A 13,509-nucleotide genomic window follows, 5' to 3' on the forward strand; every position below is an offset into this window, starting at 1 on the left:
TCAGCCTCCGGCCCGGGCCAGGATCGCCGAGTTGATGACGTCGTTCACCGGGTGCACCTCCGTCAGCGGCTCGAACCCGTCGAGCGCGGTCCGGTCGATCGGCGGGTAGAGCAGCGTGCGCAGGCCGCGGGCGCTGCGGGCGAGCAGTACGGCGCCGGGGCGCATGGTGGCGGCCAGGTGCCGCAGCACCCGCCGCTTCGCCTCGAGCGTGTCGCCGACCAGCGCGGCCAGCACCACCACGTCGTAGCCGGACAGGTCCGCCGCCAGCACGTCCGCCTCGTGGAAGCCCAGCTCGCCGTAGCCGAGCGCGGCGGACACCGCGGCGCCGGTGTGCAGCGCCACCGGGTCGCGGTCGAAGTTGTCGACCGCGACGTCCAGCTCGCCGGCGAGGTACAGCGAGCTCAGCGGCAGCGGCCCGGACCCGACGAACGCGACCGACCGCACGCGGCGCGGCAGCGCGGACGCCAGGATGCCGATCTCCATGCGGCTGAGCTGGCGGTAGTTGCCGAAGTACGGGAACCGCGCCAGCTCCTCCCGCGGCGGCCGGCCGGCGACGATCCGGTTCGCCCAGGCGTGCTCCAGCTCCCCCTCCCCTTGGGAGCAGAGGGCGCGCAGCCGAGGCGCCAGCCGCTGGACCTCGACGTCGTTGAGGACCGCCGGCACCGTCTCGGGCGGCGCGGTGAGGACCAGCCGCACCAGCCGCCCGAACAGGCCGTCGACCTCCGGCCCCGGCCGCAGGTCGTCGCGCGCGGCCAGCTCCCGGTACACGTCGCCCACCGACGCCGCGACGTCCTGCGCCGTCGGCCGGCGGAGGTCGGTCAGGTCGGTTTGACCGAATATGTTGCTAGTGAGACTCATGTTCATCGCGGCTGATCATGACACAGCCGGTGGCCGCTGCGCTGCCGAATCGCGCGAATGAGGAGTCGCCGCGAACGAGCTCAGCCCTGCGCGGTGGGGACGACGATCAGCTCGGCGACGTTGACCCGCGGCGGCGCCCCGACGGCGAAGGCGATCGCCTCGGCGATGTCCTCCGAACGCAGGATCTCGATCGCACCACGCCACTGCGATAGCTCCTCGCGCTTGCCGGAGTCCAGCATGCCGTCACCGAGCTCGGTACCGACGAAGCCCGGCTCGATGTTCTTCACCCGGACGCCACGTGGTCCGAGCTCGGCGCGCAGGTTCCGCGTCAGGTGCGCGACGGCCGCCTTGGTCGCGGCGTACACGGCGTAGTCGGGGAAGATCCCGTGCGACCCGATCGAGCCGACGTGGACGAGGTCGGCCGTCCCGCCCTCGGCCGCCGTCGCGATGAGGTCGTCGGCGAACACGCGGCCGGTGTGGAGCAGTCCGTTCACGTTCGTCGCGATCATCTGGTCCCATTCGCGCGTCTCGGCGGACTCGAACGGCGCGGCCAGCATGACGCCGGCGTTGGCGACCACGAGGTCGGCCCGGCCCAACTCGCCGCGGACGGTCCCGGCGGCGGCCGTCATGGCGGCGAGGTCGCCGACGTCGACCGGCACCGCGAGGCCGCCGATCTCGTCCGCGAGCGCCTTCAGCCGGTCCTCTCGACGGCCGAAGACCGCGACGGCGGCCCCGCCCTCGGCCAGCCGGCGGGCCGTGGCCGCGCCGATCCCGCTCGTCGCTCCGGTGACCACCGCGACGCGGCCGGTCAGTGTGTCGGTGTTCTGTGTCGTCATGGCTCCACGATCCGGCGCACGTGACCGGCCAGCCAGACCGCCCGACGACCAGGAGACCGGACCCTGGGAGTCGCACGGCCACCCACCGCGAACGCGGCCCGCCTACCCTCGAAGGGTGACGGACAACCGGCTCGGCGAGTACCTGCGGGCGCGGCGCGAGCTGGCCCAGCCCGCCGACGTGGGGCTGCCCGACGGCTACGGCCGGCGCCGGGTGCCGGGCCTGCGCCGCGAGGAGGTCGCGATGCTGGCCGGCGTCAGCGCCGACTACTACGTGCGCCTCGAGCAGGGCCGCGACAAGCACCCGTCCGAGCAGGTCATCGAGGCCCTGGCCGGGGTGCTCGGGCTCGACGACGACGCCGTCGCCCACCTGCGCGAACTGGCCCGGCCGATGCACCGGCGGCGCCGGCCGCAGCCGCGAACCGAGCGGGTGAGCCCGGGCGCCGCCCGGCTGATCGAGGGCTGGACGTTCACACCGGCGCTCGTGCTGGGCCGGTACCTCGACGTGCTCGCGGCCAACCCGCTGGCCATCGCGCTCAACTCGTGCCAGCAACCGGGTGCCAACCAGGTGCGTTCGATCTTCCTCGACCCCGTCACCCGCGACGTCTTCCCTGACTGGGACACCGTCGCCGCCGACACCGTCGCCAGTCTCCGCTCCGCCGCGGGCGCCGACCTCGACGACCCCCGCCTCACCGACCTCGTCGGCGAGCTGTCGTTGAAGAGCGACGAGTTCCGCCGGCTGTGGGCGCGCCACGACGTCCGGCTCAAGACGTCGGGTCACAAGCGGTTCCGGCATCCGATGGTCGGCGAGCTGACGCTGCGGTACGAGTCGCTGGCCGTGAACGGCACGCCGGGCCAGATCATCGTCGCCTACCACGCGGAGCCGGGCAGTCCGTCCGAGCAGGCCATCGCGCTGCTCAGCAGTACGATCACCCGGCCGGCCGGCGAAAAACCCGCTGCGGACCAGCGCCCTCGCGTGTGACGATCGGGCCCATGCGCCCGACCTGGATGCTCGACGAGACCGCACACGCCGGCCCGGAACACCTCGACCCCGGCTTCGTCGCCGGGTTCGACCGCAAGCAGGGCTACCCCGACCCCGCCTCCGACATCGAGGTGCTGGCCTCCTACGGGGTGCGGTCCGTCGTCGACCTCGGCGCCGGCACCGGCCAGTTCGCCGTCCCGGCCGCTGCCGCGTTCGACCGGGTGGTGGCGGTCGACGTGTCGCCGGCGATGCTGGCGTACCTCGGCGAGCGGGCCCGGGCCGCCGGTGTCACCGTCGAGCCGGTCCAGGCCGGATTCCTCAGCTACGCCCACGAGGGCGAGCCCGTCGACGCCGTCTACACCCGGCATGCGCTGCACCAGCTGCCCGACTTCTGGAAGGTGGTCGCGCTGCACCGCGTCGCCGGCGTGCTGCGCCCTGGCGGCGTGCTGCGGCTGCGCGACCTCGTCTACGACTTCCCGTCCGCCACCACCGAGCAGGTCATGGACGGCTGGGTGGCCGGCGGTGTCGACGACCCGTCGGCGGGCTACACCGGCGCGGACTATGCGGAGCACGTCCGCACCGAGCACAGCACGTTCCGCTGGCTGCTCGAGCCGATGCTCGACCACGCCGGCTTCGACCTCGCCGACGTCGAGTACGACGATGCCGGCCTGTTCGGCGCCTACACCTGCCTCAAGCGCTGACGCGCGCGACCCAGATGGGCGAGGGATCTGGCGGTCCCGGCTGCTCGAATCCCTCCCCCATCGCTGCGCGGAACGCACCAGAACCTGCCGGAAGCGTCGACGCCACCATCCGCCATCCCCGAAGTTGACCTTGGCGTCACGGTGGTATCAATCGGGCATTTCACCCACCAGCTCTACGGTTTCTCCACGATCGACTTCGGGGGGGTGACGGGTCAGTCGCGGCCGTGGGCGAGCAGGATCCGCGCCGCCCACACCGTCCGGTAGCCGCGCCACTCCAGCGCGCCGGCCGCCGACGACGAGTCGAAGTCGACGATCCAGCCGCCGTCGTCCTGCTGCAGCGCCGCCAGCCGGTCGAGGTCGCGCTCGACGGCGGCCGGGTCGAGCAGCGCGCGCAGCGGGCGGCCGGGCTCCGGCGACAGGTCGAGCAGGTGCATCGCCTCGCCCTCGATGCCGCCCTGGACCGGGATGCCGCCGTCGGACGGCACCAGCGCGCCCAGCCGCTCCAGCTGGGCGGCCGCCTCGGGCCGGGTGTCGTGGACGGCGTCGAGGAAGATCAGCGAGAACATCAGCTCGTGGGCGCTCGGCCGCTCGGTGGCGGCGATGGTGCGCAGGCAGAAGTCGGTGATGCGCTCCAGCCACGGGTGCGCGGCGACGACGGGGTCGAGCCGCGCCGCGCGGTGGGCCTGGCCGGCGACGGCCGAGCTGATCTGCAGCGACGACGTCGTGGAGTCGGCGCCGATCCACCAGTGCGAGGTGCCGCCCGGGACGGTGACCGGCAGCACGAACGGCACCCCGCCGTCGGGCAGCGTCACCGACGCCAGCCAGTCGCACAGCGGACCGGCGAGGCCGGCGTCGCCGGCCCCGGTCTCGGCCAGCACCTCGAACGCGTGCAGTGCGGCCGGCGGCTGGCTCTCCGGCGAGCGCAGGTCGGGCTCGAGGCCCCAGCCGAAGCCGCCGTCGGGGTTGCGATAGCCGGCCAGCGCGGCCAGCGTCGCCGTACGGTTGCCGGCCCCGGTCAGCAGCTCGAACCGGAGCCGGTCCAGCTGACGGGCGTGACCGGCGAGGAACGCGGTAGCGGCGGTGAGGTCCATACCGCCATGCTCCCGCGCCCGGGCCCGCCCGGCTTGAACGTTTCGGACGTCAGCGGGCGCCGACGAGCTCGGCCGCGGCCTCGTCGCACGCTGCCGGCTCGGACACCGCGGACCGAGCGGGCCGAGCGGACCTGCGGGCCAGGCCGACCAGCAGGACGCCGGTCAGGACCGCCGTCGCGACCACCAGCCAGCCGGCCGGCCGCGTGCCGCCGCCGTCGATCACGGCGCCCATGACCAGTGCGACCGGCAGGAACGCCATCCACGACAGCGCGCTCACACCGGACGCGACCCCCGAGCGGACGGTCGAGGGCACCGCGTCGTGCAGCAGCTTCGACAGGTGGATGCCGGCGAGGATCGTGAGCACCGCCATCAGCACCTGCGCCGGCACGATCAAGGCGGCCGACGCGCCGGTGGTCAGGACCAGCCCGGTCGCCGCCAGCAGTACCGTCGCGACCGCCGTCACCCGCGGTGAGTCCAGCCGCACCCGCCCGGCCAGCACCCCGGCGAAGCCGAACGCCGCGGTCAGCGCCGCCCAGTAGGGCCCGAACGCGACGGCCGGCACGGCCAGCGCGACCAGCCACAGCGGCCCGAACTCGAACAGCAGCGACGTGGTCCCGGCGGCCAGCACGATCGCGGCCACGATCGGCAGCACCTGGCCGCGATCGCCGAGGATCCGGGCGGTCTGGGCCAGGTGACAGCGCAGCGACTCCGGCCGGCCGGTCTCGTGCAGCCGCGGCTCCCGGAACCACAGCAGCGCCACGGCCGCCAGCAGCATGAACGGCACGGTCAGGTAGTAGGTCGACCGCAGCGAGAGCACGCCCGCCAGCCAGCCGCCGGCCAGCGAACTGGCCACCAGCGAGACGCTCTCGACCAGCCGGACCCGGCCGATCGTGCGCTCGAACAGGTCGCTGCTGCCGGTCTCCTCCAGCACGGTGTCGTAGACGACGGCGTCGAGCGTGCCGGTCGACATCGCGAAGTAGACGCCGAGCGACATCGCGCTGACCAGGTACAGCGGGACGCCCGTGCTCAGGCCGCCGAGCAACGCCGCCCCCGCCAGCCCGGCGGTGCCGACGAGCAGCACGGACCGCCGGCTCCACCGGTCGGCCAGCACGCCGGACGGGATCTCGATCAGCGGCACCATGGCCGCGTAGACGGCGGTCATGATGCCGACCGTCATCGGATCGAAGCCGATCTCGTCGAGGAACAGCTTCTCGATCGGCACCCAGAGCAGGATCGCCTGCAGGGCGACGGCCAGCTGTAGCGGACGCAGGCGGCGCCGCAACGCGGTGGGGTTCGGCATGCCCGTTCAGTGTCGGCGGGCCGGCCGGACGTTACGCGTCAGCCGGAGGAATCTCGAAACGCCGCCCGCAGCCGGTCGCGGTCGGCGGGCGACAGCGGCTGGCCGCCGGACAGCCCGGCCAGCACGTCGGTGGTCTGACGGATCTGGTCGACGTAGAGGTCGCAGCCGTCGCAGAGCGAGATGTGGTCGACCACGCGCCGCTCCGTGGCGGGGTCGAGGGCGCCTTCGAGGAACGCGGTGACCAGTTCGACCAGCTCGTTGCAGGCGAGGTGGTCGACGGGCTCGTTCAGCGACTCGGTCACGGCGCCTCCTCTCCGTCGGCGAGGTACCGCTCCAGGCAGGCCCGGACGGCGGCCCGGGCCCGGTGCAGCAGCACCCGCTGGTTCGCCGCCGAGATGTCCAGTATCGAGCACACCTCGGCGGCGTCGTAACCGTGCACGTCGCGCAGGGTGATGACGACCCGCTGGCGGGCCGGCAGCCCGGCGACGGCGGCGGCCACCTCGGCCCGGACCTCGGCCGCGAGCAGCGCCTGCTCGGGCCACGGTGACGGCGGCCGCTGCCAGTGCCCGGCGTGCGGATGACCGGGCGGGGCGAACCGGGCGGGGTCGACGGTGGGATCGGAGCCGTCGCCGCCGACGGCGCTCGCCGGCACCGTCCGTGCCTCGCGGCCGCCGCGGCGCTGCGCGGTGTTGGCGACGATGCGGTACACCCAGGTGCGCAGCGACGACCGGCCGGCGAACGTGGCGATGCCGCGGACGACGCCGAGCCAGGCCTCCTGCACCACCTCGGCGGCGGAGTCGTCGGTGGACACGTACACCCGCGCCAGCCGCACCATGCCCGGCGACCACGCCTCGACGACCTGCGCGAACGCCGATTCGTCGCCGGCCACGAGGAGGCCGGCGAGCTCGGGGTCGGGCGGCAGCGCGGGGGCGGCACCGCATCAGCATCGCATCGGCCACCGACATTGTCGGTGGTACGCGGCATGCTGGTCTTCTGCCAGGTGGAACGAGGAGGTTCCCCATGGACCACGCCATCCAGGCCGAAGGGCTCGTGAAGCGCTTCGGCGAGACCACCGCACTCGACGGCGTCGGCCTCACCGTGCGCACCGGCACCGTGCTCGGGCTGCTCGGCCCCAACGGCGCCGGCAAGACCACGGCGGTGCGCATCTTCGCCACGCTGCTCCGGCCCGACGACGGCCACGCCTCGGTCGGCGGCTACGACGTCGTCCGGCAGGCGCACCAGGCCCGTCAGCTCATCGGCCTCACCGGGCAGTACGCCGCGGTCGACGAGATGCTCACCGGCACCGAGAACCTGCTGCTCATCGGCCGGCTGCTGGGGGTGCCGCGGCCGGCGGCGAAGCAGCGCGCCCGGGAACTGCTGGCCGAGTTCGACCTCACCGACGCCGCCGACCGCGCGGCCAAGACGTACTCCGGCGGCATGCGGCGCCGGCTCGACCTCGCCGCCAGCCTCGTCGGCCGGCCGTCCATCCTGTTCCTCGACGAGCCCACCACCGGCCTCGACCCCCGCGCCCGCGCCGAGCTGTGGTCGCTGATCCGCGGCCTGGTCGCCGGCGGCGTCACGGTGCTGCTGACCACCCAGTACCTCGACGAAGCCGACGCCCTGGCCGACGAGATCACCGTCATCGACCACGGCCGCGTCATCGCCGCCGGCACGCCCGACGAACTGAAGGCGAAGACCGGCTCACAGACCCTCGTCGTCCGTCCCGAGGACGACACCCAGCTGCCGGTCGTCACCGCCGTCGTCGCCGAGCTGACCAAGGCCACGCCGGAGATCGACGGCCCGCGCGTCACCGCGCCGGTCGGCGACCCCGCCGTGCTGCCGGCCGTCGTGCGGCGGCTCGACGACGCCGGGGTGCTGGTCACGGAGCTGACACTGCGCGGCGCCAGCCTCAACGAGGTGTTCCTCTCGCTCACCGGGCGACCGGTCGAGGACGAGATCGAGTCCGAAGGGAGGCCGGCATGAGCACCGTCACCGCGGCCCGCCCCGCACCGGCCGAGCTGAGTCCGCGCGTCGGCGTCGGCGAGGGTATCCGGCAGACCATGACACTGGCCTGGCGCACCATCGTGCAGGTGCGGCACAACCCGTGGGAGCTGGGCGACTACAGCATCCAGCCCATCATGTTCGTGCTGCTGTTCACCTACGTGTTCGGCGGCGCCATCGCGGGGTCGACCAGCGAGTACCTCACGTTCGCGCTGCCCGGCATCATCGTCATGAACATGCTCTTCATCACCATGTACGTCGGCACGGGACTCAACACCGACCTCACCAAGGGCGTGTTCGACCGGCTACGCTCGCTGCCCATCGCGCGCTGGGCGCCGATGTCCGGGCGCATCCTCGCCGACCAGGTCAAGCAGGCGTGGTCGATCTTCCTGCTGCTGGCCATCGGCATGGCGCTGGGCTTCCGCATCGGCACCGACGTCTGGTCGCTGCTGGCGGCCGTCGGGCTGCTGCTGGTGTTCGCGCTCGCGTTCTCGTGGGTGTCGGTGCTGGTCGGCGTGGTGGCGAAGGACCCTGAGAAGGTGCAGCTGTTCGGCTTCACGGCGCTGTTCCCGGTGACGTTCGTCAGCAACGTCTTCGCGCCCACCAGCACCATGCCGGGCTGGCTGCAGCCGATCGTCGAGAACAACCCCGTCACCATCCTGTCCAACGCGTGCCGGGCGCTCATGGTCGGCGACGACACCATCGGCACCGAGTGGCACGTCGCATCCGCCACCACGCCCGCCGTGCAGTCGCTGATCTGGGCGGCCGCCATCGCCGCCGTGTTCGCCCCGCTGTCCGTCTGGGCGCTGCGCCGCCGCGTCTGACCTCGGGCGTCACGGCGTCAGCGGCCGTGACAGACGCATGTCAGGTCGGTGTCAGACGAAGCGCCGACCGTGGAGGCATGACAAAGGCGATTGAGGTTTCGGGCCTGCGCAAGGCCTTCGGGGACACGATCGTGCTGGACGGCATCGACCTCGACGTCGAGGCCGGCACGGTCTTCTCCCTGCTCGGCCCCAACGGGGCGGGCAAGACGACGACGGTCAACGTCCTCACCACACTGCTGCGTGCCGACGGCGGGACGGTCCGCGTCGCCGGACACGACGTCGCGGCCGAGCCCCGGCCGGTGCGCCGCGCCATCGGCGTCACCGGGCAGTTCGCCGCGGTCGACGAGCTGCTGACCGGCGAGGAGAACCTCCAGTTGATGGTGGACCTCAGCCCGGTGCGCGCGAAGGACGGCACCCGGATCATCGCGGACCTGCTGGAGCGCTTCGACCTGGTGGAGTCGGCGCAGCGGCCCGCCTCTACCTACTCCGGCGGCATGCGGCGCAAGCTCGACCTGGCGATGACGCTGGTCGGCAGCCCGCGGATCATCTTCCTCGACGAGCCGACGACGGGCCTGGACCCGCGCAGCCGCCGGACCATGTGGTCGATCGTCCGCGACCTGGTGGCCGACGGCGTCACCATCTTCCTCACCACCCAGTACCTCGACGAGGCCGACAAGCTCGCCGACCGGGTCGCGGTGCTCGACCAGGGCCGCATCGTGGCCCAGGGCACGCCCGACGAGCTCAAGCGCCGGCTCCCCGGCACCCACGTCCAGCTCCGGTTCGCCTCGGCCGCGGAGCTCGACTCCGGCGCGCGGATCTTCCCCGACGCCACCCGCGACGACGAGACGCTGACGCTGCGGGTGCCCAGCGACGGCGGCACGACCTCGCTGCGCGCCCTGCTGGACCGGCTCGACGAGCACTCCCTCAGCGCCGAGGGGTTCTCCGTCCAGACCCCCGATCTCGACGACGTCTTCCTCGCCCTGACGGGCCACGCCACGGAGGTGCCCACGACATGACCGCCCACGCGATGGTGATGCTGCGCCGCGACTTCAAGCACCTCACCAGGAACCCCACCTCGGTGTTCAACGCCGTCCTGATGCCGATCGTGCTGATGCTGATGTTCGTGTACATGCTCGGCGACGCGTTCAGCGTCGGCGTCGACTACGTCGACTACGCCACGCCGGGGCTGATGCTGATGGCCGTCTGCTACGGGCTGGGCGGCACCGCGACGGCGGTGAACGCCGACATGACGAAGGGCGTCATCAACCGGTTCAAGGTCATGGACGTCTCCCGTGGCGCGGTGCTGACCGGCCACGTCGTCACCAGCGTGCTGACCAACCTGATCGCGATCGCCGCCCTCGTCGGGGTGGCCTTCCTGCTCGGCTTCGACGCGTCGGCGAGCGCGCTCGACTGGCTCGGCGCCGTCGGCATGATCGTGCTGCTGGCCACCGCGGCCGGCTGGTTCACCGTCGCGCTGGGGCTGTCGGCGAAGTCGCCGGAGACGGCGGGCATGGCGGCGGTGCCGCTGGTCATGCTGCCGTTCTTCAGCAGCGCGATCGTGCCGGCCGACAAGATGGGCCCGGGCCTGCGGGAGTTCGCGGAGTACCAGCCGTTCACGCCGATCATCGAGACCCTGCGCGGGCTGCTGGCCGGTACGCCGTCGGCCGGCGACGTGATCCCGGCCATCGCCTGGTGCGTCGGCATCGCCGTGGTCGGCTACGTGTGGGCCCGGTCGACGTTCAGCAAGCGAGCGTGACCTCGGCCAGCTCCTGCCAGTCCGCCCGCATCCCCTCCTGAGCCGCCTCGGCGTACCGCGCGTCGCCGAGGCGGCTCCGCGCGGCGCGCTCGATCCGGACGATGTCCGGGTGCGTGCCGTTCGGCAGCCCGCGGGCGACGGCGCTCACCGCCAGCAGCCGAGCGGCCTGCTCGTACTGCTCGCGGCGCACCGCGAGGTCGGCGACCCCGACCAGGACCCCCGCGACGACCAGGGCGTGCCCCGCCTCGGCCGCCGACGCCCAGGCCGCCGCACGGTGCTCACGGGCGGTGTCGAGATCGTCGGCGAGGTAGCCCAGCAGGTTCTGGATCGGCGCGCGGATGTACGGCAGCTCCGCCTCCTCGCCCAGCACGGACCGCAGCACGTCGATCTGCCGGTGCACGTCCTCGGCGTCGCCGCGCCAGCGGGCCAGCTCCGCCTTCGAGAGGGCCAGCGCGGCCAGCGTGCCCGGCCACGTCACACCGTCGGCCCGGCGCTGCGCCTCGGCGATGGCGGCCGCGCTGGAGTCCTCGTCGCCGAGCTGCCAGTACAGCTCGGCCTGGCGCGCCCGCATGCGGATGACGTCGTCGACGGCGCCCACCTCGGCGACGGCCGCGACGGCCTCGTCGTAGTACGCGCACGCCCGGGCCAGCTCGCCGCGGGTGGCGATGAGATCGGCCAGCTCGGTGAGCGCGAAGGAGATCCCGAAGCGCTCGCCGATGGCGCGGAACTCGGCCAGCGAGGTCTCGAGGTACGTCTCGGCGTCGCGCCCGGCCTGGCCACTCACGACCCGCAGCTTGCCCAGCTGCAGCCGGGCCAGCGCCCGGGCCCAGGGATCGTCGTCGTCGAGCACCGGCTCGAACGCGGTCAGCGCCGCCTCCGGCCCCTGCAGCAGCCGTTCCATCGCGCCGACGAGACCCATGGCCGCGTGGCCGCCCCGCACGTCCCGGCTCGCCTCGTAGGCGCGGTGGATCCACTCCGCCGCCTGATGCTCGTCGCCCGGCCCGGTCGAGACGAACAGCACGATGATGGCGTAGACCGTGGCCCGGACCGCGTCGGACACCTCGCCGGGCAGCTCCGTCGCCGCGGTGATCAGCTCCAGGCCCTCGGTCTTGTGCCCGGCCAGCCACCAGTACCACCCGGCGCCGGCCGCGAGCCGCATGGCCGCCGCCGCGTCGCCGGCCGCGAGCGCGTCGCGCATCGCCGCGCCGAGGTTGTCGTGCTCGGCCTCGAGGACGGCCAGCCACTGCACCTGGTCGGCGCGGCGCAGCCGCGGTTCGGCGGTCTCGGCCAGCTCGGTGAAGTGGTCGAGGTGCGCCCGGCGGGTGCGGACGGCCTCGCCGGCCTCCGCGAGCCGCTGCTCGGCGTACTCCTTGATGGTGCCGAGCAGGCGGTAGCGCTCGCCCTCGGCGACCACCAGCGACTTCTCCGTCAGCTGGGTGAGCAGGTCGAGGACCTGGCCCGGTTCCACCTCACCGCCGGCGCAGACCCGCTCGGCCGCGTCGAGGCTCGCGCCGCCGGAGAACACCGACAGCCGGCGCAGCACGGCGCGTTCGGGGCCGGTGAGCAGCTCCCAGCTCCAGTCGACCATCGCGCGCAGGGTGCGGTGCCGCGGCAGCGCGGTCCGGCTGCCGCCGGTGAGCAGGCGGAACCGGTCGTCGAGCCGGTGCGCCAGCTGGTCCAGCGACATCGTGCGCAGCCGGGCCGCGGCCAGCTCGATCGCCAGCGGCATGCCGTCCAGCGCCCGGCAGACCCGGGCCAGCGTGGCCAGGGTGGGCGCGTCGGCGACGAGATCGGGGCGCACCGCGCGGGCCCGTTCCAGCAGCAGCCGGACGGCCGGCGACGCCTCGATGGCGCCCGCCTCGGCGCCGTCGGCCGGGAGCAGCAGCGGCGCGACCGGCCACAGCACCTCGCCGGTGATGCCCAGCGGCTCGCGGCTGGTCGCGAGGATGCGCACCCGGCGGCACTCGCCGAGCACGCGGTGCGCGAACGTCGCCGCGGACTCGATGACGTGCTCGCAGTTGTCCAGGACCAGCAGCATCGCCCGCTCGCGCAGCGCCGCGACGACGCGGTCGGCCGGCTCGGCGTCCGGTGCGTCGCCGAGCAGCGAGTCGCGCAGCCGGAGCGCGGCGAGCGTCGCCTGAGCGACGTCGCCGTCGGCGCCGATGGCGGCCAGCTCGACCAGCCAGACGCCGTCGGGCAGGTCGTCGAGCAGCGTGCGCCCGGTCTCGGTGGCCAGCCGGGTCTTCCCCGACCCGCCCGGCCCGATCAGGGTGGTGAGCCGGTGCTCGGCCACGAGGCCGCGGACGGCCGCGACGTCGGCGCCCTTGCCGATGTAGCTGGTCAGCTCGGAGCGCAGGTTGGTCTTCCGGTCGTCGTCGCGGCGGCCCACCTCACCGCGGAGCACGGCGAGGTGCAGGGCGGACAGCTCCGGCGCGGGGTCGACGCCGAGCGCGTCGGCCAGTGCCTCGCGGGTGCGCTCGAACACCAGCAGCGCCTCGGAGTTGCGCCCGGCCGCGACCAGCGCCCGCATCAGCGCGCCGGCCAGCCGCTCGCGCAGCGGCTGCGCGGCGACGGCGTCGGTGAGCTCGGCGACCAGGCCGGCGCCGTGACCGAGCGCGATCTCGGCGTCGAACAGCTCCTCCATGGCCGCCAGCCGCAGCCCGTCGAGCCGGGTGGCGGCCGCCTGCAACGCCGCGCTGTCGGGCAGGGCGACGTCCTGCAGGGCCGCGCCGCGCCACAGCCCGAGCGCCTCGCGCAGCAGCTGGACCCGCAGGACGTCCTCGGCGGCCCGGGCCCGACCGACGAGCCGCTCGAACCGCACCGCGTCGACGGCGTCGGGGCCGGCCCGCAGGAGGTACCCGTCCGGATGCCCCTCGACGGCGCCGTCGGGCAGCACCTTGCGCAGCCGCGAGACCAGCCGGTGCAGCGCGTTCGTGGCGTCGGCGGGCGGGTCGGCGGCCCAGATCCAGTCCAGCAGCGTCGCCTTCGGGACGACGTGACCGGCCTCCAGCGCGAGGGCGGCCAGCAGCCCCCGCAACCGCGCGCCCGAGACGTCGGCCACCCGGCCGTCGTCGGTACGGAGCTCGAACGATCCGAGCATGGCGACCTGCACCCGCCGATTTTGCCACGCAGCATCCCCGCGACCGCCGCCGCGGACCAGCGA

At 73.8% G+C, this 13,509-nt stretch carries 13 protein-coding genes; 6 read left to right on the top strand and 7 right to left on the bottom strand.

Going from position 1 to position 13,509, the window contains the following annotated elements; genetic code table 11:
• Together BLV02_RS19615 and BLV02_RS19620 are read right to left on the bottom strand one after the other, a co-directional pair.
• The gene (locus BLV02_RS19615) at positions 1–858 is read right to left on the bottom strand and encodes a nicotianamine synthase family protein (RefSeq protein ID WP_171906661.1); all 858 of its coding nucleotides are present in this window, start codon (positions 856–858) and stop codon (positions 1–3) included.
• A gap of 80 nt (positions 859–938) precedes the next feature.
• Positions 939–1,694: an SDR family oxidoreductase gene (locus BLV02_RS19620; protein ID WP_069109759.1), complete on the bottom strand. Its 756-nt coding sequence runs from the start codon at positions 1,692–1,694 to the stop codon at positions 939–941.
• Between the two features lie 115 nt (positions 1,695–1,809).
• On the opposite strand from BLV02_RS19620, the gene BLV02_RS19625 reads away from it, so the two are divergent.
• Positions 1,810–2,673, top strand: a complete 864-nt coding sequence (locus tag BLV02_RS19625) for a helix-turn-helix transcriptional regulator (protein ID WP_069109760.1) — start codon at positions 1,810–1,812, stop codon at positions 2,671–2,673.
• A gap of 11 nt (positions 2,674–2,684) precedes the next feature.
• Positions 2,685–3,374 carry a class I SAM-dependent methyltransferase gene (locus BLV02_RS19630; protein WP_069109761.1) on the top strand — a complete coding sequence of 230 codons (690 nt, stop codon included), beginning with the start codon at positions 2,685–2,687 and terminating at the stop codon, positions 3,372–3,374.
• 212 nt (positions 3,375–3,586) lie between these two features.
• Here BLV02_RS19630 and BLV02_RS19635 read toward each other — a convergent pair whose 3' ends face one another.
• The 4 genes from BLV02_RS19635 to BLV02_RS19650 are packed head-to-tail and all read right to left on the bottom strand — an operon-like array spanning position 3,587 to position 6,654.
• Entirely contained in the window at positions 3,587–4,465 is an 879-nt protein-coding gene (locus tag BLV02_RS19635) for a hypothetical protein (protein WP_069109762.1), read from the bottom strand.
• A gap of 49 nt (positions 4,466–4,514) precedes the next feature.
• On the bottom strand, positions 4,515–5,765 hold the full coding sequence (locus tag BLV02_RS19640; protein ID WP_069109763.1) for an MFS transporter: 1,251 nt from the start codon (positions 5,763–5,765) through the stop codon (positions 4,515–4,517).
• Positions 5,766–5,803: 38 nt separating this feature from the next.
• The gene (locus BLV02_RS19645; protein WP_216094026.1) at positions 5,804–6,067 is read right to left on the bottom strand and encodes an anti-sigma factor family protein; all 264 of its coding nucleotides are present in this window, start codon (positions 6,065–6,067) and stop codon (positions 5,804–5,806) included.
• On the bottom strand, positions 6,064–6,654 hold the full coding sequence (locus tag BLV02_RS19650; RefSeq protein WP_245737771.1) for an RNA polymerase sigma factor: 591 nt from the start codon (positions 6,652–6,654) through the stop codon (positions 6,064–6,066). Before BLV02_RS19650 ends, BLV02_RS19645 begins: the two co-directional genes overlap by 4 nt.
• A 131-nt stretch (positions 6,655–6,785) precedes the next feature.
• Here BLV02_RS19650 and BLV02_RS19655 point away from each other — a divergent pair, with 131 nt between their 5' ends.
• The 4 genes from BLV02_RS19655 (at position 6,786) to BLV02_RS19670 (ending at position 10,346) form a co-directional block, all read left to right on the top strand.
• Positions 6,786–7,748 carry an ATP-binding cassette domain-containing protein gene (locus tag BLV02_RS19655; RefSeq protein ID WP_069109765.1) on the top strand — a complete coding sequence of 321 codons (963 nt, stop codon included), beginning with the start codon at positions 6,786–6,788 and terminating at the stop codon, positions 7,746–7,748.
• Positions 7,749–7,825: 77 nt separating this feature from the next.
• Entirely contained in the window at positions 7,826–8,590 is a 765-nt protein-coding gene (locus BLV02_RS19660; RefSeq protein WP_069110236.1) for an ABC transporter permease, read from the top strand.
• A gap of 77 nt (positions 8,591–8,667) precedes the next feature.
• The gene (locus BLV02_RS19665; protein ID WP_069109766.1) at positions 8,668–9,606 is read left to right on the top strand and encodes an ATP-binding cassette domain-containing protein; all 939 of its coding nucleotides are present in this window, start codon (positions 8,668–8,670) and stop codon (positions 9,604–9,606) included.
• Positions 9,603–10,346, top strand: a complete 744-nt coding sequence (locus tag BLV02_RS19670; RefSeq protein ID WP_069109767.1) for an ABC transporter permease — start codon at positions 9,603–9,605, stop codon at positions 10,344–10,346. Before BLV02_RS19665 ends, BLV02_RS19670 begins: the two co-directional genes overlap by 4 nt.
• On the opposite strand, the gene BLV02_RS19675 is transcribed toward BLV02_RS19670, so the two are convergent.
• Positions 10,330–13,458, bottom strand: coding sequence for a BTAD domain-containing putative transcriptional regulator (locus BLV02_RS19675; RefSeq protein ID WP_069109768.1), 3,129 nt, complete (start codon positions 13,456–13,458; stop codon positions 10,330–10,332). The genes BLV02_RS19670 and BLV02_RS19675 overlap by 17 nt on opposite strands.
• Positions 13,459–13,509 lie beyond the last annotated feature (51 nt).

The organism is Jiangella alba (assembly GCF_900106035.1).
Taxonomy (GTDB): Bacteria; Actinomycetota; Actinomycetes; order Jiangellales; family Jiangellaceae; genus Jiangella; species Jiangella alba.